Genomic DNA, 26,999 nt, shown 5'->3' on the forward strand with positions numbered 1-26,999 from the left:
GATGACCACTGCTCCCGACGTGCTCGCCCCGGCGAAGCTCGGCCCGGTGACCCTTCGAAATCGAATCATCAAGTCCGCGACATTCGAAGGCAAAACTCCCGACGCCCTGGTCACCGACGAGCTGATCGAGTTCCATCGTCGCCCAGCCGCCGGCGGAGTCGGGATGTCCACCGTCGCGTATTGCGCCGTCGCACCGGAAGGGCGCACCGAATACGGCCAGCTCTGGATGCGGCCCGATGCCCTCCCCGGGCTTCGGCGGCTCACCGATGCCATTCACGCCGAAGGTGCTGCTGCGTCGGCGCAGCTCGGCCATGCCGGTCCCGTGGCGAATCAGAAGTCGACCGGACTGCCCGCGCTGGCACCGTCGAGTTCGTTCAATCCGTTGAGCATGAGGATGATTCGCACTGCCACGACAGCGGACATCATCAGAATTGCGGCCGCGCACGGGAGCGCTGCGCGACTTGCCGTCGAGGCAGGATTCGACGCCGTCGAGATCCACTTCGGTCACAACTATTTCGCGAGCTCGTTCCTGAGCCCGAAACTCAACCGTCGTAAGGACTCCTACGGCGGATCGCTGGAGAACCGGGCTCGCGTCGTACTCGAAACTGCACGCAGTGTGCGCGATGCCGTCGGTGACAAGATCGCGATCTTGGCCAAGCTGAACATGGACGACGGTGTGCCAGGCGGATTCTGGGTGGACGAAGCAATCCAGGTGGCGCAGTGGCTCGAAGCATCCGGAAGCGTCGACGCGCTCGAGTTGACGATGGGCAGTTCACTGCTCAACCCGATGTACCTGTTCAAGGGCGATGCGCCGATCCGCGAGTTCGCCGCCGCGATGCCGCAACCTGTTCGACTCGGTGTGCAATTGGTGGGTAAGAGCATGTTGCATACCTATCCGTACAAGCCGTTGTTCATGCTGGAAGAGGCTCGGCAGATTCGTGCTGCGGTGAAGTTGCCGCTCGTGCTGCTCGGGGGTGTCACGGACAAAGCGGGCATGGATACCGCAATGGCGGAAGGGTTCGAGTTCGTCGCCATGGCACGGGCGCTGCTCAGAGAACCGGATCTGATCAATCGGATCGCGGCCGAATCCGATACCCAATCACTGTGCATCCACTGCAACAAGTGCATGCCCACGATCTTCAGTGGCGCCCGCTGCGTGTTGGTCGAACGCGTCTGAGCTGGTCAGCGCACACCACGTCCCGACATCCATGCGGATACCGGGTCGTGGGCCGTAGCGGATCAAGTTCGTGGTTGCATCAACGCTTGGTTCAGTTCTGCGTGAAGACGTCGTAGGAGGCGTTCATCGTGGGGTAGCCGGTGGCCATGTAGTCGGTGAGGATGACGTGCGTCGGGTCGCCGATGATGCGAGTCCCGTCGAGGGTGGGGTTGCCGACGTAGTTGTTGGCAGCCATGACCGTCTGGACGCCGTCGGCGACGTTGTAGGTGACGTCGACACCGATACCGCGGGGATCGCTGCTGTAGGCGGTGACGATCTCGGTGGTGTGCGGGGCCAGGTAGGAGCGCGGGCCGTTGATCCACTGTCCGTAGGGGTTGGACGCGCTGTCCAGCAGCATCGGGTTGTCGGTGTTGTTGGTGATGGTCATGGCAACCGTCGGGCCGTCGGTGGGCATGGTGCCGGCGTTGGCGATCGCTGCGGTTCCCAGTGCGGTTCCGCCGACAGCGAGGGCGATTGCGGTGACTGCTACGAAGCGAGTGGTGTTGGTACGCATGATGTCTGCTCCTGGGATGGTGTGTGGTTGCCGTTCTCGGCGATGAATCAATCTTGTCGCGAATGAGTGCTGCAGTATGTCCGCCGACGGGGCCGTGGCGGGGTTGAATCTCTTGTCCCCCGATCGGGGGAGGCGTAAGTGCTCGCATTGCTGGTACGGGCGTGAGAAAGTGAGCAATGCGCGAAGGCACGAAGCCGCTGGCCGGCAAGGTTTCCGTGGTGGTCGGCGACGATCACCCACTGTTCCGTGAGGGCGTGGTTCGGGCTCTGACCGGCAGTGACAGCATCGACGTCCTGGGCGAGGCCGACGACGGCGCAGCAGCGCTCGCAATGATCCGCGAACTACGCCCGCAGGTCGCGCTGCTCGACTTCCGGATGCCGCACCTGGATGGAACTCAGGTCGCCGCCGCAGTCGTTCGAGACGAGCTTCCGACGCGTGTGCTTCTGCTCAGCGCTCACGACGAATCGTCTGTCGTGTACCAGGCCCTGCAAGCCGGTGCTGCCGGATTCCTGCCGAAGGAATCGACTCGCGCCGAGATCGTGAGTGCCGTGCTCGACTGTGCTGCGGGACGAGATGTGTTGCCGCCCAGTATCGCCGCCGGATTGGTAGGAGAGGTTCGGCGTCGTAGTGAACCGTCCGGTCCGACGCTCAGCGCGCGCGAACGTGAGGTTCTCGGATTGATCGCGCAGGGCGCCAGCATCCCGGTCATCGCCTCACAACTCTTTCTTGCGCCCTCCACCGTCAAAACCCACGTGCAGCGCCTCTACGAGAAACTCGGAGTCAACGATCGAGGCGCGGCCGTCGCCGCTGCAATGCGGCAGGGATTGTTGGAGTGAGCAAGCGTCACCGAAGCACGTACGTGACGTTCATGGCCGGGTAACCCGAGGTCATCGTCACCGTGACGTCGTGGCTGTCGGGGGCGTGCGTACCGCCGGCATCCGCCCTGGTCTTCGAGTTGGTAGCACTGAAGACAAACACCCCACCGTCGTCGGAGCGGTACGTGAGCACGATGGGGAAGTCGTTCTGGTTCTTGCTCGTGGCCACAACGTTCACGTTCATGTTGGGGAGGATGTAGTCCGCCGGCGGGACGACCCAGTCGCCGTTCGGATTGGACGCGTGGACCAGATACAGGGCCCCGCGGCCCGAATTGCTGATCATCGCCGTCGTGACGGATGTGTCGGTCATCGACTTCACCGTGTTCGTACCGGCGGAGCGGGCAACCAGAGCTGCCATGCTGAGGCCGGAGAAGGAAAGTGCTTCAGGTCGAATTGTGTTGGTGCTCATCATGTTCTCCTCGATTTGTCGGTCTCGGTGACCGTGTGTTTCTGTGATGAGACAACTATGGCCCCGAAATCCCTTCGGGTCTGTCCACCTACGGGTCCGAGTGCTGGACGACATCGCTGTCCCCCGATCGGTGGACACAGCGCTCTCCGCCCACCCAGTGTCATGGGGTGGAGGCTTCGCCCACCCCGTGTCATGGGGTGGAGGCTCCGCCCACCCAGCGGGAGAACCTGTTCCTCTACCATTCAACCCACTCGTAGCGTGGCCACCATGACCGATCCTGACTTCTCCACCGCACCACTCGACGTCGTAGTCATCGGCGCCGGCGTCGCCGGCATGTACGCCATGCACCGACTTCGCGAGCAGGGGCTGCGTGTCCACGGCTTCGAGGCGGGCTCCGGAGTGGGCGGCACGTGGTACTTCAACCGCTACCCGGGCGCACGCTGCGATGTCGAGAGTTTCGACTACTCCTACTCGTTCTCCGAAGAGTTGCAACAGGATTGGGACTGGAGCGAGAAGTACGCCGCGCAACCGGAGATCCTGTCCTACCTCGATCACGTCGCCGATCGCTTCGACCTACGCAGTGGGTTCACTTTCGATACCCGTGTCCTGAGCGCACAGTTCGACGAGGACTCGTCGACGTGGCGAGTGCACACCGACGGTGGTCATGACGTCACCTCGCGGTTCGTGGTGTGCGCCACGGGCAGCCTCTCGACCGCGAACGTTCCGAACATTGCAGGTCGCGAGACTTTCGGCGGTGAGGTCTTCCACACCGGCTTCTGGCCGCACGAGGGCGTCGATTTCACCGGCAAGCGAGTGGGAGTGATCGGCACCGGATCGTCGGGCATCCAGTCCGTTCCGTTGATCGCCGAGCAGGCCGATCACCTCTTCGTGTTCCAGCGGTCCGCGAATTACAGTGTGCCGGCGGGAAACACGCCTCTCGATGACAAACGACGCGCAGAGATCAAGGCCGACTACGCCGAGCGTCGAGCGCTGTCCAAGCGCAGTGGCGGTGGATCTCCGTTCGTTTCGGACCCTCGCAGTGCGCTCGAGGTATCCGAGGCCGAGAGAAACGCGGCCTACGAAGAGCGGTGGAAGCTCGGCGGTGTCCTGTTCGCCAAAACCTTCGCCGACCAGACCAGCAACATCGACGCCAACGCGACGGCGGCCGCATTTGCCGAGGCCAAGATCAGATCGGTGGTCGAAGATCAGGCCATCGCCGACCTGCTGATCCCGAACGACCACCCCATCGGGACCAAGCGGATCGTGACGGACACCGACTACTACCAGAGCTACAACCGTGACAACGTGAGCCTGGTCGATCTCAAGAGCGCACCGATCGAGGCAATCGACGAGGCCGGGATCAAGACGACCGACTCGCACTACGAACTCGACGCATTGGTGTTCGCCACCGGCTTCGATGCGATGACCGGGGCACTCGATCGCATCGAGATCCGCGGCCGCAACGGCGAGACCTTGCGAGAGAACTGGCATGCGGGTCCGAGAACCTATCTTGGTTTGGGAGTTCACGGCTTCCCGAACCTGTTCATCGTCACCGGGCCGGGCAGCCCGAGTGTGCTGTCCAACATGATTCTCGCTGCCGAACAGCACGTCGACTGGATCGCCGACGCGATCAACCACCTCGATTCGGCGGGCATCGACACCATCGAGCCGAGTGCCGAAGCCGTGGACAACTGGCTCGAGGAGTGCTCACGCCGGGCGTCGGCAACATTGTTCCCATCCGCGAACTCCTGGTACATGGGAGCCAACATCCCGGGAAAGCCGAGGATATTCATGCCCTTCATCGGAGGCTTCGGTGTCTACTCCGACATCTGTGCAGACGTGGCAGCAGCGGGATACCGAGGCTTCGAACTGAACAGCACGGTGCACGCATGAGCCGGCTGGAGGGCAAGCGGGTACTCGTGACGGGTGCTGCCGGAGGAATGGGACGCTCACACTGTGAGCGGCTCGCCGAGGAAGGCGCGTCCGTGATCGCGTTGGATGTCGAACAGGCACAATCGGGGTTGGCGGAAACCGCTCAGGCAGTGCGTGATCGAGGCGGTATCGCGGTGACCGGTGTGGCGGATATTCGGGACTTCGACGGTCTGGCCGCCGTCGTGGCCGAGTGCGTTACCGAACTCGGCGGGTTGGACGTCGTGGTCGCGAATGCAGGTGTGTACGACACGCCGGGACCGTCGTGGACCATCGATCCTGCAGTGTGGAACCGCTCGCTGGACGTCAATCTGACCGGGGCGTGGCACACCGTCAAGGCCTGCGTTCCGCACTTCGGCGACGGTGGATCCGTCGTTCTGGTCAGCTCGACAGCGGGAATCAAAGGTATTGCCGGAGCAAGTCATTACAGCGCAGCCAAGCATGCCGTGGTGGGCCTGGCCAGAACGCTGGCCAACGAGTTGGGGGCGCAGAGTATCCGCGTCAACTCCGTGCATCCGGGTTCGGTACGTACCCCGATGATCATCAACGAGCGAGTGTTCGCGAACCTGTGCCCGGACATCGAGAATCCCACCGAAGCAGACGCTGCTGCAGTGCTCAGCGCTCGCAACTTGCTGCCCGTTCCCTGGGTCGATCCGGTGGACGTCAGTAATGCGGTCCTGTTTCTCGCATCCGCGGAGTCCCGCTACATGACCGGCTGTCAGTTGGTTGTCGACGCCGGCCTGACCCAGAAAGTGTGAATTGATGACTTCTCGATTGGAAGGCAAGATCGCGCTGATCACGGGTGCGGCACGAGGAATCGGGCGGGCTCAGGCCGTGCGTTTTGCCGAAGAGGGCGCGGACATCATCGCGGTCGACGTGTGCACTTCGGTGGAAACCACAGTCACGCCGCCCGCGACGGAGGCCGATCTCGATGAGACAGTGGCGCAGATCCGGGCGCTGGGGCGAAAGGTCGAATCTGCGGTAGTGGACGTTCGGGATCTCGAGGCACTACGCAGTGCCGTGGACTCGGCCGTCGGAATGCTCGGTGGTCTCGACATCGTCTGCGCTACAGCTGGTATCACGTCCTCCGACGGGGCCCTGACCATGTCGGAAACGATGTGGCAGACCATGCTGGACGTCAATCTGACCGGCGTCTGGCACACCACGACCGTCGCGGCTCCGCACTTGATCGCGCGGGGCGGGGGATCGATGACACTCACAAGCTCCATCGCCGGACTTCGGGGGCTGGTCGGAGTCGCGCACTACACCGCAGCCAAGCATGGAGTCGTTGGTCTGATGCGTTCGCTGGCAAAGGAACTGGCTCCGCACAACGTACGCGTCAATACGGTCCATCCCACCAACGTCGACACCCTCATGATTCAAAACCCGTTGGTGCGCGGCAAGTTCCGCCCCGATCTCGAGAACCCGACGCGCGAAGAATTTGCTGCCGCAGCGATGACGATGAACATGCTCGCCATTCCGTGGATCGAACCGGTGGACGTAGCGAACGCTGCTCTGTTCCTGTCTTCCGACGAGGCTCGCTACATCACGTCGGTCGCCCTGCCGGTGGATGCAGGAAGTTCGTCCCGCTGAGGTTTCGAACAGCTGAAATCTTGAACAGCTGAAATCTTGAACAGCTGAGGTTTTGACACGCTGAGTTCCGCCACGGTGTGTAGCGTCGGTTTCACCTAACCGAAAGGCGTATACCGTGGCGGAACGGCGCTATCTGGAAGTCACCGTCGGGACCAACATCGTGATGGTCCTCGACCACCGCACGGTGGAGGTCTTCGACCGCACCGCCGCGAGCACGAGCGAAGTGGCTCGTTGGCATGTCGAACACATTGCGGTGAAGGCGAAACCGTCGAAGTCGGGACTGAAACTCACCATCGGGAACAGGCTCGCCGACGACTCGATCGCGGTAGCGGGTCCACGGGCATCGCTGACTGTTCCGCCGGAGAACGAGGCAGCCGTCATCGCGTTCTTCGACGAGGTCAAGGCTGCTCGGGTGTGAATCGGCAGAAGACCTTCGGCGCGGATGATTCGGGTTCTCTAGTCGAGCACGTCGTGCGCTGCCACGAAGATCGGGCCGGACGCACTTTTGTCGGGATCTCGGGAATCGAGGCTTCCGGAAAATCGACGATCGCGGACGAGTTGGCTGCCGGTATCTCGAAGTCGGGCCATGACTTCATCATGATCCATGGGGACGAGTTCTCGACTGCGAAAGCGGTACGGAACAAAGATCCTGACACGGTGCGTGGGTATCTCGAGGATGCGTACGACTATTCGAACCTGAGTAGCCGTGTGATGGTGCCGCTACGGTTGGCCGAAGTTACCGAAATTTCCTACGTCTCGACTGATCCGGAGACAGACGAATCGGTGGTGTCGAAGCCACGAGTCCCGGATCGCGCCATTGTGATCGTCGAGGGAGTGCTGCTTTTTCGCGGACTGATGCGAGATCAGTTCGACCTACGAATCTGGGTTGAAGCAAGCTTCGACGAGTCCTTGCGGCGTGCGAAGGGACGTCCGCGAGATGTGAGCTATTACGGGACGGCCGAGGCGATAGCGTCCCGGTACGAATCCCGGTTTCATCCGGCGCAGAGGATTCATCTGCGTGACGATCGACCACAACTGACCAGCCACGTAATCGTGCGTGGCTAGTCAGTCGAAAGGCCGGCGATATCAAGCTTTACGCGCGGCGGCATGGGCCCCGGCGACACGGCCGAATGCGAAGGCGTCGGCAATGTGGAATCCGCCGTCCTTCGCCGCGCTGTAGGTGGAACTGACCGCGCCCGCGGCGTAGAGGCCAGGAATCGGATTGCGGGCAGTATCGAGTACGCGGGAATGACCGTCGCGGCGCGGCCCACCGCTACTCCATCCGAGCAGTGGCGACCCGGAGACGGCGTAGAACGGAGCGGTAGCCACCGGGGCCAAAGTTTCGGGATTGCGGCCGAACGAATGGTCGATGCCGTCCGCGCACGCCTCGTTGTAGCGTCGCACGCTCGTTTCCACGACTGTTGGGTCCAGTCCTAGTTTCTCGGCGAGTTCGGCGAGCGTGTCCGCCTTTAGGATCCATCCCTTGTCGATCTCGGCTTGATTGTCCGAGCTCCACTCGTACCCTTCGTCGAGAACCCTGTGGCCGACGGGCAGTGCGTCGCGGCCGGGGCTCAGCTGTCCGGCCAACCTCATCGTCTCGTCGAAGACGACGTTCATCGGTTGCACCGGAAAGTGTTGGTAAGAACCCTCTCTGAACACATGACCATGCCGCATTTCGGCTGACTCGTCGGTGAAGCGTCTACCTTCCCGGCTGAGGAACACATAGTTGTGCGCGTTCCACAGTGCGAGGAAGAATCCAGTCGGATTTTCGAGGTCGCCGGGAATTCCCGTAATGGTCATCATGTTGTTCATGTGCCACAGATCGGCGCCCACGGCCTGTGCCATGCGGTGACCGTCGCCGGTTGCCGATGGTGAGCCCCAGATCTTCGGATTCTCCAGACGCAAGTAGTCGCGCACCATCGTCGGATTTGCTTCGAATCCTCCGGTGGCAAGGATGACGCCCCGGCGTGCCTTGATCTGCGAAGTCTTTTCACCCGAACGGATCTCGACTCCGGTCACCGCTCCGGATTCATCCGTCAGCAGTCCGGTGGCTTCGGTGTCGAATAGTGTTGTGACGCCGCGTTCAGCGAGAGCGGAGACGAGGAACCGGTAGAGAAGTTCATTGCCCATCTTCCCTTCGACGGTGTCCATCCCTGCGTAACAAGAACTTCCGTCAAGTTCGGCGAACTCTGCCGCGGAATGGAAATCGCCGGTCATCGCTACAGTTGCACCCAGACTGCGGATCCAGTCGGACAGTCCGTGAGTGTTCTCGGCCCAGGCATCGATGACGTCCTCGGCAACGGGGAACTCCCCGTTCAACGAACGCAGGAAGGTTCGGGCGGCAGCGGGGTCCTGGTTGACGAACCATCCACTGCCGGACAGTCGAGTGTTGCCGCCCGCGGAATCAGGTCCGCTCTTTTCCAGAATCACGACCGATGCGCCGTCGGCGTGCGCTTGGAGCGCTGCGGCCGATCCGGCAGCGCCCGATCCGATGACGAGTACGTCGACAATATTATCCATGTCACAGAAGGTATTGCGGAATGGTGGTGCGGCGAACCCACCTTCCCGATGAGCGAGAAAGCCAGTGGTCGACGCCGCAGAGACGTCGCCCCGCAGGCACGTCGGGGGCCAGGCGAGGTAGCGGTTCAGTGCGTCGGGGGTGGCGCCAAAAGTGCGATATCGCGCTGTGACGTTTTCGAGACCCTAGCGTTATAGATGTGGTTGTGTCGGCGAAACCTGCCGGTGGCAGAGTTCGTCTGGAACGCAGTGACCGACACGGTTGGTTATCCGACGCACAGTGATTCATCGCTGATTCGAGCGGTGGGGCACGCCGAGTCCAGACAAGAGGCTTTCATGACTACGATCAACGAACGTTCTTCAGCTGCAAATGTTCTCGATCTCTTTGACAGCGCCGGCCGAGAAGGGCATCGGTACAGTATCGACGTGGAAAGCTACACCCCTTCGTATGCGGTACTGAGACTTGCCGGAGAATTGGACATGGGTCAGCGGGTGGAATTGGTGCACGCGCTCGACCGACTTCTCCTGGTCGGAACCGATATTCACGTCGATCTCTCCGGCGTGACCTTCATGTCGTCCGGAGTGGCGAATGCCGTTGTCGATGCTGCGGGGCGTGGCAACAACCGCATTCGCTTGTTTGCCCCGACGCGAGCGGTCTCCATGATCTTTCAGGCTCTCGGCGCCTCCGAACTCATTGCGGGCGATGCCACGTCGACTGCTGATGCTCTCGGTGCTTGAGCCGGAAACAACTCCCACGAACGATGTGAAGTGAGCAGTGCTCGATACGCGTTAACTTGGTATCTGGTCTGATCTGCGTGTCGATGTGCACTTTGCGGCGCGGGATCGGGTTGTCGTCACCGGGTTGCGCCGAGATTTGCGGTAGTCTCGTTCGGTGTCGAGCAGCCGGCGCTGCCATCGACGCGTCCGGCCGCATGAACGCTTGGTGGTCCCGACTCGTAGTGAAGAGCCACACCATGGCGTATGACACCAGCAACGGTTCGACATCGTCGAATTCTCCGATCACCCAGTTCTCCGATGTGATTGGTCTGGAAGTAAGCATGCAGTTCGCACCGATACGCCGCCTCGACGACCACGCACTTGCAGGCGCCGAGTTGCAATTGCGTGGGCCTGACAATTCCTCTCTGTGTTCGGCGCATGCCCTCCGTCGCGCCTCGCAATTGATGCAGCAACGCTCGGAATTCGACAGTCACAAACTGGCCATGTCCCGTACTGCACTCGCATGCACCGTCGCGGATCGCCTGCCGTTGCTGGTGGCAGTCGACTCGGCTTCCCGAGCAGCTCTGAACGCTCCTGGTATCGAAGGAGCGACGAGAAATCTGCAACGGATCGTCATCACGGTTGACAGCGCATCGGTGCTTACCGATCCCCACAACTCTCTGGCAGTGATCAGAGAAGCCCGCGCGGGCGGTCGTCTGATTGCACTCGACGGTGTCGGCATCGACAGGCACTCGGCGACACTTCTGTCTTTGGTCGAACCCGACATCATTATCACTTCCGCTGAATTGCTTTCCAAGGCAGCATATTTCGAAGTGGGAACGACGGTGCACGCGCTCGGCGCCTACGTCGAGCGATCGAACGCGATTATCCTTGCCGAGGGTGTCGACTCGGAATCGTCCCGTCTTGCCGCAATCACCATCGGAGCCACATACGGAACGGGTGAGTTGTATCCCGCAGTCGACGATCCGAGTTCACTATTGTCCGAACCGGTCGTCGCGATGCCCGACAGTCCGGTGTGGAGTGATCCCATCCCCGAGGTGGGCACTCCCTACTCGATCGTGTCTGCTCACAGCCGGATCCGGCGCGGTACCAAGCGTCTGTTGATCCAACTGAGTAAGTCTCTCGAAGCGCAAGCCGCCACATCGGGTTCCTCGATGCTTGTTCTGGGCACCTTTCAACAAGCCGAGCATTTCACCGCATCCACAACAGCACGGTGGCGTCACCTCGCCGACACCGTAGGGTTTGCCGGTGTCTACGGTGTCGGACTGTCCGTGATGCTCGACGGTAAGGTTCAACACGCGCCACTCGACCCGGGTGATGATCTCGTCAACGAGTGGACGGTCGTCACTCTGGGACCGCACCATGCGGCGATGCTGTCGGCGCGAGATCTTCATGACAACGGTCCAGATCTCGAGCGGACCTTCGACTTCGTGCAAACCTACGATCGCACCGCCGTCACCCAGGCAGCGCACTCTATTCTTCGTCGTTACCCCACGACGAATTCGTGAAACCGGTGCCGAGGGTCTCGACGTTCGCCGCGAGCGCTGCCCGACCGGCGATCGTGGCTAAGGATTGGCCGGGCGCCGCGCAGCACGTCTCTTTGCTGCAGAGTTGAGTAGATACCTTTCGGCGACCGTGTAGTCCGTGACGGTTGCGCCATCCGGCGCTGTGGTGTGGGTGAGCAGTTCGAGATAGCGGCGACGGAAGACATGGGCGTCGGATTCTGCGAGTAGGAACTCCGCCGCTGCGACGACCTCTGGTTTCGGAGCAGCGCGTGCATGCCGGTTTCGGGCAGGCCGAGTGCTCATGTTTTCCTCTGGATTTCGAAAGCGTCTGTGCCGGTAGTCATGTGCGAGTTGATCTTGACGTCGGTTCGGTCGCTACCGGTCATGAGAAGTCGTGAGTGGTTTCAGATCGATCGGCTGTCCGTCGGAGGGGAACGGCAAGGACATGTAGTTGAGAGGGGCGGTGTAGCCGGGCGCGACCTGCCAATCGAAGCGTGTGAGCAGGTGGTGCATGATCGCTTTGATTTCGACGCCGGCGAAATGCATGCCGAGGCATTTGTGCACGCCTCCACCGAACGGTTCCCAGGCATACCGGTGCACCTTGTCTTCACGTCGGTGGTCCGCGAAACGTTCGGGATCGAAATGTTCGGGGTCGGGCCAGTACTGCGGCATGTGGTGAGTGAAATGTGGCACCACTGACACGTAGGTCCCAGCGGGTACGAAGTGGTCCTGTATCTGGGTGTCACACACCGCTCGGCGAGCCATGACCGGCACGGGAGCGACGAGTCGGAGGCATTCTTTCATCACCAGGTCCAAGCCGGCGAGTTGGTCGAGTTCGGCATAGCTCGGCGTCGACGTACTCAGTGCGAGTGATTCCGCTCGACATCTGTTCTGCCACTGCGGATTCTGGCCGAGATATTGCATCATTGTCGAGATGGTGATGGTGGAGGTGTCATGTGCGGCCATCAGCAGGAAGATCATGTGATCGATCACCTCGCTGTCGCTGAAGCGCTGTCCGGTGTCTGATTCGATGTGACAGAGAACGGAAAACAGGTCGTCGGTTTCGCGTGAACGGCGCGCAGGTAGGTAGCGGCGGAAGAAGTTTTCGAGGGTTCGGCGCCCGTCGAGGCCGCGCTTCCATCTGGTGCCGGGAACTCGATAACGGATCACCGAGGTTGCAGCTTGCACGCAATCGACGAAAGCTTTTTTCACAGAGTCGATTTCGTTTTCAGTGGTCCCTTCCGCGCCGCCCATGAAGATGTCGGTCGCCAGGTTGAGTGTGAGAGCTTTGAGGGCGGTGTAGGCGCGGAACCCTTCGGACGGAGACCAGGCGTCGAGCGCGGAGGCGATCGCGGGATTCAGCACGTCCACGGTCTTTTCGAGACGCGATCTCGTGAAGGCTTGTTGCATGATGCGTCGTTGTCGTAGGTGCTCTTCGGAGTCGAGAAGCATCAGACCCCCGTGAAAGAAGGGACCGATGAGCACTGACCAACCGTCGCTGTTGACAAAAGCGCGGTCCTTGTTCTGGAGAACTTCTTGGCATGCGTCGGGTCCGAGGGCTGCGACCCACCGTCTACCGGCCATCGAGAACCACGAGACTTCGCCGTAACGATCCCAGCGTTTTTGCATCAGAGCGAGAGGGTCGCGGATGTATTCGAAAGTTTGCCCTATTCCGGGTAGTCCCGAATTGCCTGAGATGGGACGCAACTGCGACCGGATGGGTGGAGCGGCCAGGATTTTCGACATCACGTACCTGCCTTCCGTTTGCATCTGACAGTAGCGCCTGTCAGATGGGGGTAGTCTGCGTCACAGTCGCGTCGTCTGTCAAGATCGACTCATGGCTTCTCCCACACCCCGTCGATATGCCGGTCTGAGTGGTGAGCAGCGGGCAGCGCTTCGGCGTGAAAGCCTGCTCGCAGCAGGACTGGACGTGTTTGCGGCCGCGGGCAGGCAGGGTGCCACCATGACCGCCATCTGCGCGCATGCCAAGCTGACAGAGCGATATTTCTACGAGAGTTTCACCAGCAGGGACGAACTCCTCCAGCAGGTTTTCGACGGAATCGTCGACGAGGTGCGCGTGGCCGGAATGGCTGCACTCCGAACGACCGATGGGACACGGGAGGAGCGCGTGCGGAGCGCCATTGCTTCGTTCGTCAACATCCTGACGGACGATCCTCGAAAAGGGCGTGTCGCGATGGTCGAGTCGGTGGCTTACGAGCCGCTGCGCACTCACCGGCGGGGAGCGCTGCGTGGGTTCGCGCAGATGGTGGCCGACGAGGCTGCGCTCTTGTACGGCGATCGAGCTTGGCCTCCCCATCAGGGTGAGATCAACGGATTACTGTTCGTGGGCGGCCTGGCCGAATTGGTGACGGCCTGGCTGAACGGCGAGATCGACATCACGCCCACTGAGATCGTGGATGCCGCAACCTACCAATTCACATCCACAGCGCACCGATGAAGCGCGAGGTCGGCGATGAGGGTCGCCAACTCTAGTCGGCGGCATGTGTCGTGATGCGAGGCAGTTTCGGGTCTGAATTGTCGATGACACTGTCCGCGCGGGTCCAGGGCTCTGCAGCCGCGAAGTACAGACGTTGGCCGCCGACATAACGGTTCATCGACGGGTGTTCCGGATCCGCGTTCGTTCCGTCGCGAAGGTTCATTCGCTCGGCGGTGATCTCGAAAGGCACGTCGAGAAAGATCGAATAGTCCCATCGGGAAGCAAATTCGTCCCGATGCAGAAAGAGTCCCTCGACGAGGACTACGGCTCCATCGGCTGCATGCAGGTACGCGTCGCTGTCCCGTCGTAGTCGGTACTCGCGGTTACCTCCCGGTCTCAGAGGGGCGAGAACATGACGTTCGAGGGCGTCGTAGTCGTAGCTGTCGAGCCAGAAGCCTTCCGGTGACAGCCGACCTCTGCGATGGCGAATCTCCGGCGGATTGAGGAAGTCGTCGACGTGAATCACAATGACGGGGCGTTCATTCAGCTGTGCTGCAAGACTTTTCGTGAATGTCGTCTTGCCGCTCCCGTCGACGCCGTCGATCGCGACGACGGGAGAGCCGCGCAGCGCGTTTATTTCGGCGGCCAAGGTCTCGAAGACCGTCTTGGTGCTCATCGAGCAGTTCTTCCCGCGCTCGTAGCGACGCGAAGAGGCCCGGTGTCGTACAGGATTCGGTGGCCGTCTTCGAGGACGCGTCGAGTGCCCGCGTCGAGCGGAAGGTCGGCCCAGCTCTCGCTCGCGAAATTCAGTTCGACGAGGAGGCCGGACCGTAGGCGGAAGCGTCGTTCTCGGACTGGCCCCCAGTTGGCGGCTCTGATGAATCGCGCGTCGGGGCGGAGCCGGTCGAACCAGTCTTCATTTGCGAGCGCGTTCGCGTCGTCGGCCAGGATCATCAGATCAAGATCACTCGCCATACGCTCCGCGCCGCGCGCGTAGGACCCGACCAGCGCTACAGCTTTGACGTCATCGTGCTCAGCGGCCCATCGTTCGACGTCGACGAGCAGCGCGTTCACCGCACGTCTTCGTCCCTTCAACCTTGCTGACATACCGGCATCATTCCCCATCGCCACCATTGTCCGTAGCTTCGCCGAGACCTCTATCCTGGAACTGTCGGTGACAAGCCAGGGGAGGGATGCGTATGTCCAAGGAAGTATCGGCGGGTCTGGCTGTTGGTGCGATGGTTCTTGTTGCAGGCTTGATCTGGACTGGATTTCCCCTCGACACGTATTCGATTGTCGCCGTGATCTTTGCAATGTGCGGTGGATTCATCACTTGGATCTACGTACGCGCAAATGAAGAGAGCACCGGAGACGCTGCGACGAAAGAAAGAAATCAATGAAGACGATCATCGTGTGTACCTCTGTCTCCCATGGCAATACGAAGCTGATCGCCGACGTCATCGGAGAAGTTCTCGATGCTCGCGTGGTCGAGCCCGGTAACATCGACGCCGCGCAGCTCGCCGACTACGACCTGGTTGGGTTCGGCTCCGGCATCTACCTACGCTCGTACCACGCAGATTTACGCTCGTTCGTCGAGGCACTCCCCGAAGAACGGCGATCCAAGGCTTTTGTCTTCGCCACCAGTGGTTTTCCTGACAAGGGGATTCATCGCTTCTCGCGTCCACTGGTTCAGTTGCTCGAACAGAAGGGCTTCGATGTGGTCGCAGCCTTCTCGTCCCGTGCGTGGGATACCTATCTCCCGTTCAAGCCGTTCGGCGGTATCCGGAAGGGGCGGCCGAACGCCGACGACTTGGAATCGGCGCGCATGTTCGCCGAAATGCTACGCGGAAGCGTTCAGGACAGCTTGCCCGGCACCGGGTAGCTGCGCAGGCTCATCTCCAGCTCACCGGCGTCGGCAAGGTCGTTGATCGTCTGGCGCAGAGCGCCACACGTCCGTTGAGCGTTGGCACGGCTGTTCACGCGACCCAACTCCGGGCACACTTCCTGCGACTCTTCGAGCCATTGGACGCTGGTGTGCGCTTCGCTGTACTTCTCGACGAGGACGCGATTTCCGCAGTTGCGGCAACTGACCTGACGCATCAGCGTGCAATCAGATCGGCCGGTGACCAGAAGGCGCGCATGCTCGTGATCTTGGCGTCCTCGTCGAAAGTCATGACGTCGATCGGTTCGACCTCGTAGACCTGATCGCCCACCGGTGTGACGACGCGGAAGTGGAAGGCCGCGCTGGATCCGCTCACCCGCAAGGTAAGCAGTTCCGTCTCTTGCGAACCGCCCTCGAGAGCGCCGTAGAACTCGGTGATCGCGGCCTTGCCGACGCGGGGTTCGCTGCCGACCGGGTCTTCGAGCGTCGCGTTCTCGGCGTAGAGGGCGGCGATGTCCGCTGACGATCCGCGAGCCACGGCGTCGAGGTAGGTGGTAACCGTCGCCGTGATCGCGGCCGTGGTGTCTGGTTCGAGAGTGGTCATCGAGTTAGTCCGATCAGTCGAGAAGTTCAGGGTCTGACAACTACTTCGGACGCTATCGGTGCGGGCTCGATTCGGCGCCGGCATCTCCCACGCAGCGGGACAGCCTGAGCACTCAGGCGTCGAAGCGCCCGAACCCGCCGCGATAGAACAGAAGCGGACCGTCGTGGCGCAGCACGTTCAGATCGGTGATGCGTGCGACGACGATGGTGTGATCACCGGCGTCGTGCTCCTGCTCGACCGTTGCTTCGATGCGGGCGAGCGCGCCGCTGAGCGCCGGAGCACCGTTGCCGGCGGCATCCCACTCGACGCCGAGGAACTTGTCCGTCCCGCCGCGCGCGAACGCCGAACACATGTCCTGCTGATCGTGGGCGAGAACATTGATGCAGAGAGTTCCCGTTTCGCGAAGCTTCGGCCAACTTGTCGACGTCTTCGCCGGGCAGAACGAGAGCAACGGGGGATCAAGCGATACCGAGACCAGGGACTGGCAGGTGAAGCCGAGGGGTGAACTTCCATCGTGAGCGGTGATGACGGTGACGCCGGTGCAGAAATTGCTCATCACGTTGCGAAGTGTGCGTCCGTCCAGAACTGGCGGCTCGGCGTTTTCCACGGTCATGTCGTCTCCTTGTTCAAATCTTTTGTCAAAAACTCTGCAAACAGCCTTCGGAAGCAACGATGTGTGGCGCCGCGGCCGTAATCCAGCGGCAGTCCCACTCAATGGCAGCAATGGCTTCTCGGCACGGGTCAGGACCGACCGAGTGTCAGGTGGAGGGGTCTCGGGCAAATTTGATCCCGCTCAGCGGTCCGTTCGGATTCTACGAAACCAGCAAATGACCAGTGATTGTTAGACTTCGGGCATGTCCGAACCTGATGACGTGTCCCGAGGACTTCCCGCTACCAGCTGGGCAGTGCTCGGGATGCTGACGTTCGGGGAGGAATTGACCGGAAACGATTTGAAGAAGTGGGCTGACTGGAGCGTCGGCTTCTTCTACTGGAGCCCGTCCATCAGCCAGGTGTACGCAGAACTGAAGAAGCTCGAAAGCATCGGGTTCGTGGAGTCCCGGGTCGTCTCCGAACCAGGGGTGCGAGGCAAGCGCCTCTACTCGATCACCCAATCAGGAACCGACGCAGTCCGGACGTGGTCACGGGAGGCGCCGGTGGAAGTCCCGGTGCTCAAGCACGGTGTGATGTTGCGTCTGTGGATGGGACACCTCAACGAACCCGAGCGACTGAAGGCGCTGGTGGAAGCCCACATCGCCAATGTCGAAGAGCAGATTCGACGCGCGAAACTCCACGCAGATCATGCCGAGAACGAGCCGGCCTGGTCGTTCCCGGTCATGACGTTGCGATGGTCGGAACGGTACTTCCGAGCCGAGATCGAACTTGCTCGCGAACTGCTCGACGACATCGATCGTGCGACCGCCGAGTTCGCGAACGTCGCCGAGCACGACCGACTGGGATCACCGTTGCCCTCGACGCCTGGCAAATGGAAGAACGTCGAGGAGTACGTGTTGGCGCTCGAGCAAGCCGGGCTCACCGGCAACGGTTCGAGTATCTGAGTCAGGCCCCGGCTGCGGTCGGCATGTTGCGCAGCAGATGACGACGTTGCAAAGTCGGAGTGACGCTCAGCGATCCGCCGTCGATGCCTCGCCAAATGGCAGCGGCCGCCATACGGACCGGCGCTGCGCTGACGTGGTCGAGGCGGAGGGCCTTCGACGGCGCGCAGATGGATACCGCGGCGACGGCGCGGCCGATGGGGCCGATCGGTGCCGCAAGACAGCTGAATCCCGGTAGGCCGTTTCCGGATTCGAAGGCAACCCCGGACTCGCGGATTCTGGCGAGGTGGGGCAGTGCGTAGCCCGAGGACTTCGGCGAACCGAACGCGAGCAGTGCCTGACCGATCGCAGTGGTCTCGGCGCGGCGTCGACCACCGACACGCGTCGGCACTGCGGCGGCGAGGCGTCCGCCGATCTTCTCCATGTAGACCACATCGGGCCCGTCGAGGATGCCGAGGTGAACCACAAATCCGGTGACTCGGTAGAGCTCATGGAGAAGGGGCATGGCTGCAGCGTGGAGGCGGTCCTGATGAACCGCGAGCGATCCCAGTTCGACGAGGCGCATACCGAGTTCGTAGTCACGGCCGTCGCGACGCAGCCAACGCATCGAGACAAGACGTTCGAGCATGCGGTGGGCAGACGAGCGGGGAAGGCCCGTGCTCCGAACGACTTGAGCGAGCGTCAACCTGCCGGGACCGTCGAAGGCGTCGAGAACCAGCGAGACGCGATCGAGAATTGCTGTCGGGGCCGAATCGGCGCCTAAAGCATCCACAGCCTGCAGTGTCATCGTGTACCTCACTTCTCTTAGAGCTCCACAACCAGTGAACTGGCTATTTCAATTAGAAATAGTGTCATAGAGTTACGGATTTGTGAAGTGGATCACCGGTCTGTTTTCGGGCGCGTCGCGGTGGAAACGACGAGGGGGTTTGCGCGAATGCTCGCGCAAACCCCCTCGTCGTTTAACTACTGGCAGGTATTACATCGCCACCGGCAGGTATTGATCGCCACCGGCGGTACTACATAGCTGCCAGTGGTTCGCTTCCGGACCAGTCGTGGCCCCAGTAGCTGTCAGCGGTGATCTCCTCGGAGGAGTACGAGTCCTGATCCACCCTCGCGCCCTCGGTGCCGAACTCGATGTCCCAGCCGCCGGGTGCGCGGACGTAGAAGGAGATCATCTTGTCGTTGGTGTGACGACCCAGGGTCGACGACACGGAGAATCCGTCCTTCATCACGCGGTCGAGTGCCTGGCCGACGGCGTCGAGGGTGTCCACCTCGACCATGATGTGAATCAGGCCGGGTGCGCCGCCGTGCGGTGCCGGGCACAGGGCCAAGCTGTGGTGACGCTCGTTGACGCCCATGAAACGGATTCGCAGCGGCCCGAATTCAGGCGGGGCCGGCAGGCGGAAGGCGCCGCGCGGGTAGAAGCCGAGCACCTCGGTGTAGAAGTCGAAGCTCGCAGCACTGTCCATGACGGGGAGTACGACGTGGCCGAGACCCTGTGAGCCGGTGACGAATCGAGCGCCGAAGGGCGTCACCACGGGGCTGTGGTCGAGGATCGCTCCGTGGAAGACCTCGATGGCTGCTCCGCCGGGATCGGTGAAGGCGATGACCTCTTCGACCCGTCGAGCATCTGCTTCGGCGAGCGAAAGCTGCTCGACCTCGGTGCCGTTCTTTTCGAGTGCTTCTTGAACGCGGCGCAGTGCGGCGTGGTCGGCGACCTCCCAACCGATGTTGACGATCTCGTCGCGCTCACCCTCGACGACGACGATGCGAGCAGCACGCTCGTCGAGTCGTAGGTAGAGCGCGTTCTCGTCCGGCCCACTGCCCTTGGCGAAGCCGAGAACGTCGAAAGCGAAAGTGCGCCAACGTGCCATGTCGTTGGTCGAGATCTTGACGTAGCCAAGTCCCTTGATGTCGGTGCGTGTCATCGTGTCTTTTTCCTGTCGATTTCTTGTGTCGAAGTCTGATCAGATCATCGCCCGCAGCGGACCCTGCGGGTCTGCGCCGAGACGGCTCAGTGATGCGGCGTGGAAAACGGTGCTCGGCACGTGAATTGCGTGATGCTGTCCAGCATGAGCATCGCGCCAGAATCGCTGAAGCGGCTTGTCCATCCGCAATGCGTTGCCACCGCAGCGTGGGTAGACCTGATCGATTGCGTTGACGGCGCGCCAGGCGGCCTGTACCTGAGTCTGACGTCCCTCCGCGCGCTGCTCGAAGGTCACTTCCTTGCCAGCGTCCACTCGATCCCACATGCGGTCGACGTTGGCAAGCAGGGTGTCGCGCGCAGCCCGGATGTCGGCGGTTGCCTGACCGATGGCGAACAAGGTGTACGGGTCGTCCTTGATCGCCGTGCCCTGCGCGTTGATGCGATCGGCTTGGTACTCGTTGGCGTGGAAGAGCATTCCCTCGCAGATGCCGATCGTGGCGGCGGTGATTCCGAGGGGGAAAATGTTCGACCACGGCATGAGGTACAGCGTCTCGGTGCGCCCGTACTTGCGCACTGCCGTGCCGTCGATGACCTCGTCGCAGTCCATGACACGGTAATCGGGGACATACGCATCCTTGACTACGAGATCCTTGGAGCCGGTGCCGCGAAGTCCCATGACATCCCACGAGTCTTCGATGATCTCGTAGTCGGTGCGCGGAATGATCACATGGAGCATGCGCGGCGGCATCTCCATGTTGCCGTCCTTGTCGCACGCCATCGCGCCGAGGAATGCCCAGTCGCAATGGTCGGTACCGGAGGAGAACTGCCAGCGACCGGAGAACTTGTAGCCGCCGTCGGTGGGGATGCACATTCCGCCGGGCATGTACGGCGATGCCATCCAGGTGTCGGGATCGGATCCCCAGATCTCCTGCTGCACCTTGGGATCCGCGAACGCGAGTTGCCACGGGTGAACTCCGACGATCCCGTGGACCCAGCCGGCCGACGGGTTCAGTGAAGCCATGCGCATGACGGTTTCGGCGAATTCGCGCGGATGCGCCTCCATGCCGCCATGCTCCTTGGGCTGCAGCATGCGGATGGAACCGATTGCCTTCATCTTCTTGGCGGTGTCGTCGGCCACCCGGCCGATCCGCTCGGCCTCGATGCCTTCGGCGAAGATGTCGTCGGCCATCGCGTTGATCTGTTCGAGCACTTCGTACGTCATGTTGTTCCTTGCATCCAGTCTGGTTGTCTCAGCAGTGTTTTCGACTGCGGATCAGGAGGTTGTCTCGAGTGCCTGGGCGTCGCGTGCGGCAACGTTTTCGGCGACTTCCCGCTTCCAGCTCTCCACTGCGCGGGTGGTGTCGATCTCGAATTCGAAGCGCTTCGTCATGTCTTCCGTGACATTCTCGACGTCGGTGTAGAACTGGTTGTACCAGCGACGCAACTGGTAAACCGGGCCGTCCTCCTCGGAGAGCAGTGGGTTGTCGATCGGAGCTTTGTTCTTCCAGATCTCCACGTCCTGAAGGAATCCCATCTCGACGCCCTCGGTGAACTGCGCGGCCATCGCGGCAGTGGACTCGTCGTCCATACCGGGTAGCTTCTTGACCATCGCGCCGTACTGCAGGACGAACGCATTGTTCGAGATCGGGTAGTGGCAGTTGATCAGGACGGTCTCGATGATCTGCCCGTTGGCTTCGCTCTTGATCCAGTCGATCATGTACGACGGTCCGAAATATGAAGCATCCGAACGGAGCACAGCGTTGGGATCGCCGTAGTTGGTGCCGCTGATGACGTCCTCACGTCCCACCGATTCCATGTACTGGCTCGCGACATGACCTTCGAAGATGTTCTTGAAGTACTTGGGGAACGAGTAGTGAACGTAGAAGAAGTGGGCCATGTCCACGACGTTGTCGACGATCTCGCGGCAATGAGAGCCTTCGATGGTGAGCGTGTTCCAGCTCCAGTCGCTCCACTCATCGCTTCCGAAGCCCTCGATGTCGGGGATCGTGACCTCGGCGGGCGGGGGATTTCCCTGGGGATCGTGCCAGACGAACAGCTGACCGTTCTTCTCGAGAGTGATCCATGCCCGCGTCTTGGCCAGCGGCGGAACGCGTCGTGCGTAGGGGATCGCCGTACATTTTCCGTTACCGCCCCAACGCCAGTCGTGGAACGGGCAGGCGATCGAATCGCCCTTGACGGTTCCGTGAGCAAGGTTGCCACCCATGTGGCGGCAGTATGCGTCGAGAATCTTGATGTCGCCCTTGCTGTCGGCGAAGACGACAAGGCTGGTGCCGAATGCCTCGATCTGGTGGGGCTGACCGTCGCGATAGGTATTGCTCAGTCCGAGGCAGTGCCATCCACGTGCGAACCGTGCGGGAGGCGCTGCCGCTTCGATTTCTCGAATTTCCTCGCCGGCGCCCGTCTGCGTCGGGGTGTCCGTAGTGGTGAGTGGGCCGGTTCCGAGTGCCATGTCTTCCTCCGAGCCGCGTCTTGCGACGCTCCAGTGATGTGATCCGTCTCATACAACGACGAAGCGTCCGCTGGAGATACGGCAGTTCCCGCTGGATGGAACGCCTACTCGGTGACCTGCAGAGATTCAGCTCGCGAGTGTCGCCACATCGTCGATCGCGTAAGTCGCCCAGGCCCGGGCAGTGACGACCCCAGCGGGATCGGTAGCGACCAGAGCTACGTCGGCCACGCTCTCGTGGTCCTTCTCGTACGTCGCGAGCACTGTCACGGAGCAGTGCAGATCTGCTCCCGTGGAAGTCGCGGTGGAACGTCCGCGGAAGCGTCGTAGTGACGCCGAGCCGTAACGACGAGCAGCGAAATCAGCAAGGGCGGCAACGGAATCGGTTCCGGTGCCCGCTGTCGGGACTTCCCGGACGAAGACCTCGGCCACCAGATGTCCGGTCTGGTCGTGGTATTCGGTGATCCGCTCGAGTGTCGAACTCAACGCCCTCACGGATCCGGTGAGCAGTGCGCCGGGATCGGGGCGTCCGAAGAACACGACGTCCTGCTCGACGACGGCCCCGTCGGGTGCCGAGCGCACGGTGCCGTACAACGAGTCGAAATCGGAGAGGAGCGTGGTGGCAGTACGCGGAGCAGTTGCCGTGAAGTGGGCGGTACCGAGGTTGGTAGTCATGACACTCTCCGTTGGACGCGACCGAGACGCTGTCGTCTCGGTGGGTACATCGACGCTAACCACCGCTCTCGCGGGTGACGACGGGCTTCCCGCTGATCGGGAGCATTCTCGGATTCGATCGAAGAGGTGGAACCTGTTCCAGTTTTGTGCAATTCTGGATATCGTATCCGTGACCGGGAGCACATCTCGATGACTGCACGCGCCGAGCAGAAGGAAGACCAGATGACAGACGAGTTCGCTGACCTGCACCGACCGGTATACGGTCCGGACCTGCTCATCACCGCTCTGGAACGCAATCACGACAAGCCCGCGCTGTACCTCGGCGACGTGATCCTCACCGGCGGTCAGATGCGCGATCAGATCAGCTGCTTCGCCCAGGCGCTCGCGTCTTTGGGAATCACTCAGGGCACCAGCACCGCGATGCTGTCGAAGAATCGCCCCGAGGTTCTGATCAGTATGGGCGCGACCATGATCACCGGCTGCCGGGCGAGCGCCTTGAACCCGATGGGATCGCTCGACGACCACAAGTACATCGTCGACGACGCCGAGATCGAGACGCTGATCTTCGATCCCAATGCCTTCGAAGAGCGTGCCGCCGAGTTGAAGGCGTCGTCACCCTCGTTGACCAACGTGCTCTCGATGGGGCCGTCCGAGGTGGGAATCGACATCCTCGCGCTGGCTGCCACGTTCGAGCCCGCGCCGCTGAAGGCAGCGCACGTCGACGCCGAAGACGCCAGCAGCATGGTTTACACCGGTGGAACGACCGGCAAGCCCAAAGGTGTTGTCGGATCCTTCCGTTCGGGTGCTGCGCTCAATCAGATCCAGATGTCGGAGTGGCAGTGGCCCGAGGACAACCGCTTCCTCATCTGCACGCCACTCTCACACGCAGGTGCAGCGTTCTTCATCCCGACCTTGCTGCGCGGCGGTGCGTTGATCGTCCTGCCTGCCTTCGAGCCAGGTGCTGTGCTCGAAGCGATCGAGAAGCACAAGATCACGGCAACCATGTTGGTGCCCACCATGATCTACATGCTCATGGACCACCCCGATCTGCCCAAGCGGGACATCTCGAGTTTGCAGACGCTGTTTTACGGAGCGTCCGCGATGTCTCCCGCCAGACTGCAGGAGGGCATCAAGAAGTTCGGTCAGATCTTCTTCCAGTTCTACGGTCAGACCGAGTGCGGCATGACTATCTCGGTGCTGCGCAAGGAAGAACACCTCGCCGACGATCCGGCCCGCCTCGCCACGTGTGGGCGTCCGGTGCCGTGGCTCGACGTCCGGTTGCTCGACGACGACCTCAACGAGGTGCCGCAGGGAGAACTCGGTGAGATCTGCGTCCGTGGCCCGCTGATCATGAAGGGCTACTGGAAGAAGCCGGCCGAAACCGCCGAGGCGTTCCGGGGTGGTTGGCTGCACACCGGCGACATCGCGCGCAAGGACAAGGACGGGTTCATGTCCATCGTCGATCGCAAGAAGGACATGATCGTGACCGGTGGTTTCAACGTGTTCCCCCGCGAAATCGAAGACGTGATCTCGGCGCATCCGTCCGTCGCGTCGGTGGCGGTAGTCGGTGTGCCGGACGACAAGTGGGGCGAAGCCGTCAAGGCCTGTGTCGTACTTCGTGCCGGACTGACCGTCGACACCGAGGAACTGGTCGACAAGGTGAAGGCAGCCAAGGGTTCGGTTCACGCTCCCAAGAGCATCGACTTCGTGGAATCACTCCCGCTGACACCGCTGGGCAAGCTGGACAAGAAGGCGCTGCGCGCGCGGTACTGGGAGACCAGCGCCCGCGCGGTCTAGGAACCAGCGTCGTGTAGCGAAGGGTCAGCGTTTCCAGACGTAACGACGTTCCGGGCGGCCCACCACTCCGTATTTCAGCGAAGTGGTGGACCGCCCGGTTTCGTAGAGGTATTCGAGGTAGCGCCTCGCGCTCGCGCGTGAGATGCCGACCCTCTCGGAAATGTCTGTGGCCGAGGCGGGTTCGGTTTCGTCTCGTAGTGCTGCCTCGACCAGCTGAAGGGTCTCAGGACTGAGTCCTTTCGGTAGACCCTTGAGGGACGACGCCGTTGTCGCGCCACCTGCCACGCCGAAAGCCTCGTCCACCGCCTCCTGTTCTGCTTCGCCGGAGCTGTCGAGATTCGCATATGTCGATCGGTAACGCTCGAGACGCTCACGGAGAACCTCGAACGTGAAGGGCTTCATCAGGTAATGCACGACGCCGCTGCGCAGCGCTTTCTTGACCGAGCCGGCCTCGCGCTCACTAGTGATGACAAGAACATCCAGCTCCGGTGCCAGCTCGCGAAACGGGGCGATCAGATCGAGTCCGGTGGTGCCGGGCAGGTGGACGTCGAGAAGCACCAGGTCGGGTTGCAACTCACCGACTGCGGCCAGCGCGGTCTCGGCCGAATGGGCAACGCCGCACACTTCGAAACCGTCTATCCGTGAGACGAATCCGCTGTGCACCTTCGCCACCATGAAGTCGTCGTCGACCACCAGTACCCGGATCATGCGCCCTCTCCGTCGTGTAGGACTGCGCTGAAGACAGTCCACTCGATGTCCTCTGCCGAACGAGTGCTCACGGTGACGTCGCCGCCCCGCCGACGACACGTCAGGCGCACCAGCGCCAAACCGAAACCGTGTCCGTCACTCGATTGTCCCTTGGTGCTCCAACCCTGGCCGAACACTCTGTCGCGATTCTCCGGCGCGATACCGGGGCCGGCGTCCTCGACCCGCACTTCGACCGCGGTGCCGCGGCCCCGAATCGACAACCGAACCTTGCGGCGCGCGGCTTCCGGCATCTCACCGACGGCGTCGACGGCATTGTCGACGAGGTTTCCGACCACTGTCACGAGATCTCGTCCGAGTCTGCGGTCCACCGGTTCCAGATGCGTGTCCGCCGCCAGCTCGACCGTGACCAACCCCTGTGCAGCAGCACCTATCTTGGCGATCACGAGTGCGGCGGTGCCGACGTCGGCGATCTTCTCGGTCACGGTCGCGCTGACCTGCGCGCGCTCCATGGTCAGACCCTCGACGTAGCCGACCACCTCGTCGTATTCGCCGAGCTGGATGAGGCCGGAGATGGTGTGCAGTTGATTGTCGAACTCGTGGATGTGGGCGCGTAGTGCGTCGGTGCTGGTTTTGGTCACGTCGAGTTCTTCTTCCACGGAGCGCAATTCGGTGCGGTCGCGGAAAGTGGTGACCGACCCGATGGTGCGGCCTTTCGATTCGATCAAGACGGTGTTGAGGACGAGCAGGCGATCGCCGACAAGAACCAACTGATCGGATTCGGTTGTGCCGGAGGTCAGTACACTCTGGAGGCGGTCGTCGAGACCGAGGTCCCGCACCGATCTACCGGCGCTGCCGCGTGGGATGTCGAGGAGTTGGTGGGCACTGTCGCTCATCAGCACCACCTTTCCCTGCGCGTCGAATGCGATGACGCCTTCCTTGAGACCGCGCAGCATTGCTTCACGTTGGCGAACCAGGTCCAGGATCTCGCCGGCTTCCATGCCGAGAGTCTGCCGTTTTACCCTGCGGGCCAACAGGATCGACCCGACGCCGCCGAGAAGGGATGCCACCGCGAGGTATACCAGGAGATTCGGTGCAGACTGCAGCAGCCGTGTCCAGATCGAGGGGTACTCGATGCCGACGATCGCGGTTCCGGTAATCGCTCCTTCGCTGCCGAGAATCGGAACGTGCGCCTCCACGGCCTTGCCGGAGGGCGTGTCGACCAAACCCGTCCACGACCGATCCTCCGTCTGACGTGCGTCGATGCCGACATCACCGGGACGCGTCGAAATGACGACACTGCCGTCGGCGTCGGCAAGCGAGACGTAGGTGACGCCCGAGATGGCGCGTACCGAGTCGACCGAACCTTGTAGTCCGGAGCGGAGACGGGTCTGCGCCTGGGGGAGTAGCTCGCGTACTGCCGGATTGGCTGCGAGCGATTCCGCTGCCGAGAGTGCGCGACGTCCCTCCTCGCGTTGGAAACTCGCGGACGACTGCGCGAGGGAGAGGGCGGTGACGCACACGAGAACTGCAACGACGATCAGAAGTTGCAGTTCGAGAAGTTGTGTCGCCAGAGTGTGCCGGCGGCGAAACAGCCGGGCAAACAGAGACGACTTGCTCTCTCGCTCCGCCTGCTCGTTTCCTGAGGACACCAGC

31 protein-coding genes are annotated in these 26,999 nt (G+C 61.8%); 14 read left to right on the top strand and 17 right to left on the bottom strand.

Annotated elements, in window-relative coordinates; translation table 11 throughout:
- The first annotated feature begins 1 nt into the window (after position 1).
- On the top strand, positions 2-1,177 hold the full coding sequence (locus P3G66_RS22830; protein WP_064074636.1) for an NADH:flavin oxidoreductase: 1,176 nt from the start codon (positions 2-4) through the stop codon (positions 1,175-1,177).
- A gap of 91 nt (positions 1,178-1,268) precedes the next feature.
- Here P3G66_RS22830 and P3G66_RS22835 read toward each other — a convergent pair whose 3' ends face one another.
- Positions 1,269-1,730 carry a hypothetical protein gene (locus tag P3G66_RS22835; RefSeq protein WP_007726708.1) on the bottom strand — a complete coding sequence of 154 codons (462 nt, stop codon included), beginning with the start codon at positions 1,728-1,730 and terminating at the stop codon, positions 1,269-1,271.
- A gap of 176 nt (positions 1,731-1,906) precedes the next feature.
- On the opposite strand from P3G66_RS22835, the gene P3G66_RS22840 reads away from it, so the two are divergent.
- Positions 1,907-2,566, top strand: coding sequence for a response regulator transcription factor (locus P3G66_RS22840; RefSeq protein ID WP_003944425.1), 660 nt, complete (start codon positions 1,907-1,909; stop codon positions 2,564-2,566).
- 7 nt (positions 2,567-2,573) lie between these two features.
- Here the strand turns inward: P3G66_RS22840 and P3G66_RS22845 are convergent, their stop codons facing one another.
- Positions 2,574-3,014 carry a hypothetical protein gene (locus P3G66_RS22845; RefSeq protein WP_276117139.1) on the bottom strand — a complete coding sequence of 147 codons (441 nt, stop codon included), beginning with the start codon at positions 3,012-3,014 and terminating at the stop codon, positions 2,574-2,576.
- Between the two features lie 267 nt (positions 3,015-3,281).
- Here P3G66_RS22845 and P3G66_RS22850 point away from each other — a divergent pair, with 267 nt between their 5' ends.
- From P3G66_RS22850 to P3G66_RS22870, 5 genes are all read left to right on the top strand, one after another.
- Positions 3,282-4,907 carry an NAD(P)/FAD-dependent oxidoreductase gene (locus P3G66_RS22850; protein WP_070162101.1) on the top strand — a complete coding sequence of 542 codons (1,626 nt, stop codon included), beginning with the start codon at positions 3,282-3,284 and terminating at the stop codon, positions 4,905-4,907.
- Positions 4,904-5,701 carry a mycofactocin-coupled SDR family oxidoreductase gene (locus P3G66_RS22855; protein WP_007726713.1) on the top strand — a complete coding sequence of 266 codons (798 nt, stop codon included), beginning with the start codon at positions 4,904-4,906 and terminating at the stop codon, positions 5,699-5,701. The genes P3G66_RS22850 and P3G66_RS22855 overlap by 4 nt, the downstream gene beginning before the upstream one ends.
- Positions 5,702-5,705: 4 nt before the next feature.
- Positions 5,706-6,536 carry a mycofactocin-coupled SDR family oxidoreductase gene (locus P3G66_RS22860; protein WP_042924153.1) on the top strand — a complete coding sequence of 277 codons (831 nt, stop codon included), beginning with the start codon at positions 5,706-5,708 and terminating at the stop codon, positions 6,534-6,536.
- A gap of 115 nt (positions 6,537-6,651) precedes the next feature.
- Positions 6,652-6,954 carry a hypothetical protein gene (locus P3G66_RS22865; protein WP_007726715.1) on the top strand — a complete coding sequence of 101 codons (303 nt, stop codon included), beginning with the start codon at positions 6,652-6,654 and terminating at the stop codon, positions 6,952-6,954.
- On the top strand, positions 6,951-7,601 hold the full coding sequence (locus tag P3G66_RS22870; protein ID WP_003944437.1) for a hypothetical protein: 651 nt from the start codon (positions 6,951-6,953) through the stop codon (positions 7,599-7,601). Before P3G66_RS22865 ends, P3G66_RS22870 begins: the two co-directional genes overlap by 4 nt.
- A gap of 21 nt (positions 7,602-7,622) precedes the next feature.
- Here the strand turns inward: P3G66_RS22870 and P3G66_RS22875 are convergent, their stop codons facing one another.
- Positions 7,623-9,056, bottom strand: a complete 1,434-nt coding sequence (locus tag P3G66_RS22875; RefSeq protein ID WP_054827521.1) for an FAD-dependent oxidoreductase — start codon at positions 9,054-9,056, stop codon at positions 7,623-7,625.
- 423 nt (positions 9,057-9,479) lie between these two features.
- Here P3G66_RS22875 and P3G66_RS22880 point away from each other — a divergent pair, with 423 nt between their 5' ends.
- Positions 9,480-9,791, top strand: a complete 312-nt coding sequence (locus P3G66_RS22880) for an STAS domain-containing protein (protein ID WP_228232503.1) — start codon at positions 9,480-9,482, stop codon at positions 9,789-9,791.
- Between the two features lie 236 nt (positions 9,792-10,027).
- Positions 10,028-11,299: a DICT sensory domain-containing protein gene (locus P3G66_RS22885; RefSeq protein WP_082900991.1), complete on the top strand. Its 1,272-nt coding sequence runs from the start codon at positions 10,028-10,030 to the stop codon at positions 11,297-11,299.
- Positions 11,300-11,356: 57 nt separating this feature from the next.
- On the opposite strand, the gene P3G66_RS22890 is transcribed toward P3G66_RS22885, so the two are convergent.
- Positions 11,357-11,599 carry a hypothetical protein gene (locus P3G66_RS22890; RefSeq protein WP_064114255.1) on the bottom strand — a complete coding sequence of 81 codons (243 nt, stop codon included), beginning with the start codon at positions 11,597-11,599 and terminating at the stop codon, positions 11,357-11,359.
- Between the two features lie 72 nt (positions 11,600-11,671).
- Entirely contained in the window at positions 11,672-13,042 is a 1,371-nt protein-coding gene (locus P3G66_RS22895; protein ID WP_276117140.1) for a cytochrome P450, read from the bottom strand.
- Positions 13,043-13,133: 91 nt separating this feature from the next.
- Here P3G66_RS22895 and P3G66_RS22900 point away from each other — a divergent pair, with 91 nt between their 5' ends.
- Positions 13,134-13,754 carry a TetR family transcriptional regulator gene (locus P3G66_RS22900; RefSeq protein ID WP_003944296.1) on the top strand — a complete coding sequence of 207 codons (621 nt, stop codon included), beginning with the start codon at positions 13,134-13,136 and terminating at the stop codon, positions 13,752-13,754.
- Between the two features lie 31 nt (positions 13,755-13,785).
- Here P3G66_RS22900 and P3G66_RS22905 read toward each other — a convergent pair whose 3' ends face one another.
- Positions 13,786-14,409, bottom strand: a complete 624-nt coding sequence (locus tag P3G66_RS22905) for an AAA family ATPase (RefSeq protein WP_276117141.1) — start codon at positions 14,407-14,409, stop codon at positions 13,786-13,788.
- The gene (locus tag P3G66_RS22910; RefSeq protein ID WP_037131485.1) at positions 14,406-14,840 is read right to left on the bottom strand and encodes a nucleotidyltransferase domain-containing protein; all 435 of its coding nucleotides are present in this window, start codon (positions 14,838-14,840) and stop codon (positions 14,406-14,408) included. Before P3G66_RS22910 ends, P3G66_RS22905 begins: the two co-directional genes overlap by 4 nt.
- A 92-nt stretch (positions 14,841-14,932) precedes the next feature.
- Between P3G66_RS22910 and P3G66_RS22915 the strand changes: the two genes are divergently transcribed.
- Complete coding sequence (locus P3G66_RS22915; RefSeq protein ID WP_054825584.1) at positions 14,933-15,133, top strand: hypothetical protein; 201 nt, start codon at positions 14,933-14,935, stop codon at positions 15,131-15,133.
- Positions 15,130-15,615, top strand: a complete 486-nt coding sequence (locus tag P3G66_RS22920) for a flavodoxin family protein (protein ID WP_054825585.1) — start codon at positions 15,130-15,132, stop codon at positions 15,613-15,615. The genes P3G66_RS22915 and P3G66_RS22920 overlap by 4 nt, the downstream gene beginning before the upstream one ends.
- Here P3G66_RS22920 and P3G66_RS22925 read toward each other — a convergent pair.
- The 3 genes from P3G66_RS22925 to P3G66_RS22935 form a co-directional block, all read right to left on the bottom strand.
- On the bottom strand, positions 15,588-15,833 hold the full coding sequence (locus tag P3G66_RS22925; protein WP_003944366.1) for a hypothetical protein: 246 nt from the start codon (positions 15,831-15,833) through the stop codon (positions 15,588-15,590). The genes P3G66_RS22920 and P3G66_RS22925 overlap by 28 nt on opposite strands.
- Positions 15,833-16,219 (bottom strand): nuclear transport factor 2 family protein, encoded by a 387-nt coding sequence (locus tag P3G66_RS22930; protein ID WP_003944423.1) that lies wholly within the window; start codon positions 16,217-16,219, stop codon positions 15,833-15,835. Before P3G66_RS22930 ends, P3G66_RS22925 begins: the two co-directional genes overlap by 1 nt.
- Positions 16,220-16,331: 112 nt before the next feature.
- Entirely contained in the window at positions 16,332-16,832 is a 501-nt protein-coding gene (locus P3G66_RS22935; RefSeq protein ID WP_276117142.1) for a flavin reductase family protein, read from the bottom strand.
- Positions 16,833-17,073: 241 nt separating this feature from the next.
- On the opposite strand from P3G66_RS22935, the gene P3G66_RS22940 reads away from it, so the two are divergent.
- Positions 17,074-17,775: a PadR family transcriptional regulator gene (locus P3G66_RS22940; protein ID WP_003944324.1), complete on the top strand. Its 702-nt coding sequence runs from the start codon at positions 17,074-17,076 to the stop codon at positions 17,773-17,775.
- A 1-nt stretch (position 17,776) separates the two neighbouring features.
- On the opposite strand, the gene P3G66_RS22945 is transcribed toward P3G66_RS22940, so the two are convergent.
- From P3G66_RS22945 to P3G66_RS22965, 5 genes are all read right to left on the bottom strand, one after another.
- Positions 17,777-18,559: an IclR family transcriptional regulator gene (locus tag P3G66_RS22945; RefSeq protein ID WP_007726735.1), complete on the bottom strand. Its 783-nt coding sequence runs from the start codon at positions 18,557-18,559 to the stop codon at positions 17,777-17,779.
- A gap of 229 nt (positions 18,560-18,788) precedes the next feature.
- Positions 18,789-19,700 (bottom strand): biphenyl-2,3-diol 1,2-dioxygenase, encoded by a 912-nt coding sequence (gene bphC, locus P3G66_RS22950; protein WP_007726736.1) that lies wholly within the window; start codon positions 19,698-19,700, stop codon positions 18,789-18,791.
- A 39-nt stretch (positions 19,701-19,739) separates the two neighbouring features.
- Positions 19,740-20,921: an acyl-CoA dehydrogenase family protein gene (locus tag P3G66_RS22955; protein WP_003944352.1), complete on the bottom strand. Its 1,182-nt coding sequence runs from the start codon at positions 20,919-20,921 to the stop codon at positions 19,740-19,742.
- A 51-nt stretch (positions 20,922-20,972) separates the two neighbouring features.
- On the bottom strand, positions 20,973-22,169 hold the full coding sequence (locus P3G66_RS22960; RefSeq protein ID WP_003944428.1) for a Rieske 2Fe-2S domain-containing protein: 1,197 nt from the start codon (positions 22,167-22,169) through the stop codon (positions 20,973-20,975).
- Between the two features lie 126 nt (positions 22,170-22,295).
- Positions 22,296-22,841: a hypothetical protein gene (locus tag P3G66_RS22965; RefSeq protein WP_007726737.1), complete on the bottom strand. Its 546-nt coding sequence runs from the start codon at positions 22,839-22,841 to the stop codon at positions 22,296-22,298.
- 222 nt (positions 22,842-23,063) lie between these two features.
- Here P3G66_RS22965 and P3G66_RS22970 point away from each other — a divergent pair, with 222 nt between their 5' ends.
- Positions 23,064-24,638, top strand: coding sequence for an AMP-binding protein (locus tag P3G66_RS22970; protein ID WP_270008720.1), 1,575 nt, complete (start codon positions 23,064-23,066; stop codon positions 24,636-24,638).
- Positions 24,639-24,662: 24 nt separating this feature from the next.
- Here the strand turns inward: P3G66_RS22970 and P3G66_RS22975 are convergent, their stop codons facing one another.
- Both P3G66_RS22975 and P3G66_RS22980 read right to left on the bottom strand, forming a co-directional pair.
- Complete coding sequence (locus P3G66_RS22975) at positions 24,663-25,346, bottom strand: response regulator (protein WP_003944308.1); 684 nt, start codon at positions 25,344-25,346, stop codon at positions 24,663-24,665.
- Entirely contained in the window at positions 25,343-26,995 is a 1,653-nt protein-coding gene (locus P3G66_RS22980; protein WP_230359592.1) for an ATP-binding protein, read from the bottom strand. Before P3G66_RS22980 ends, P3G66_RS22975 begins: the two co-directional genes overlap by 4 nt.
- Between the last annotated feature and the right edge of the window lie 4 nt (positions 26,996-26,999).

The sequence above is a fragment of the Rhodococcus sp. C3V genome, assembly GCF_029269915.1.
GTDB classification, from domain to species: Bacteria; Actinomycetota; Actinomycetes; order Mycobacteriales; family Mycobacteriaceae; genus Rhodococcus_F; species Rhodococcus_F qingshengii.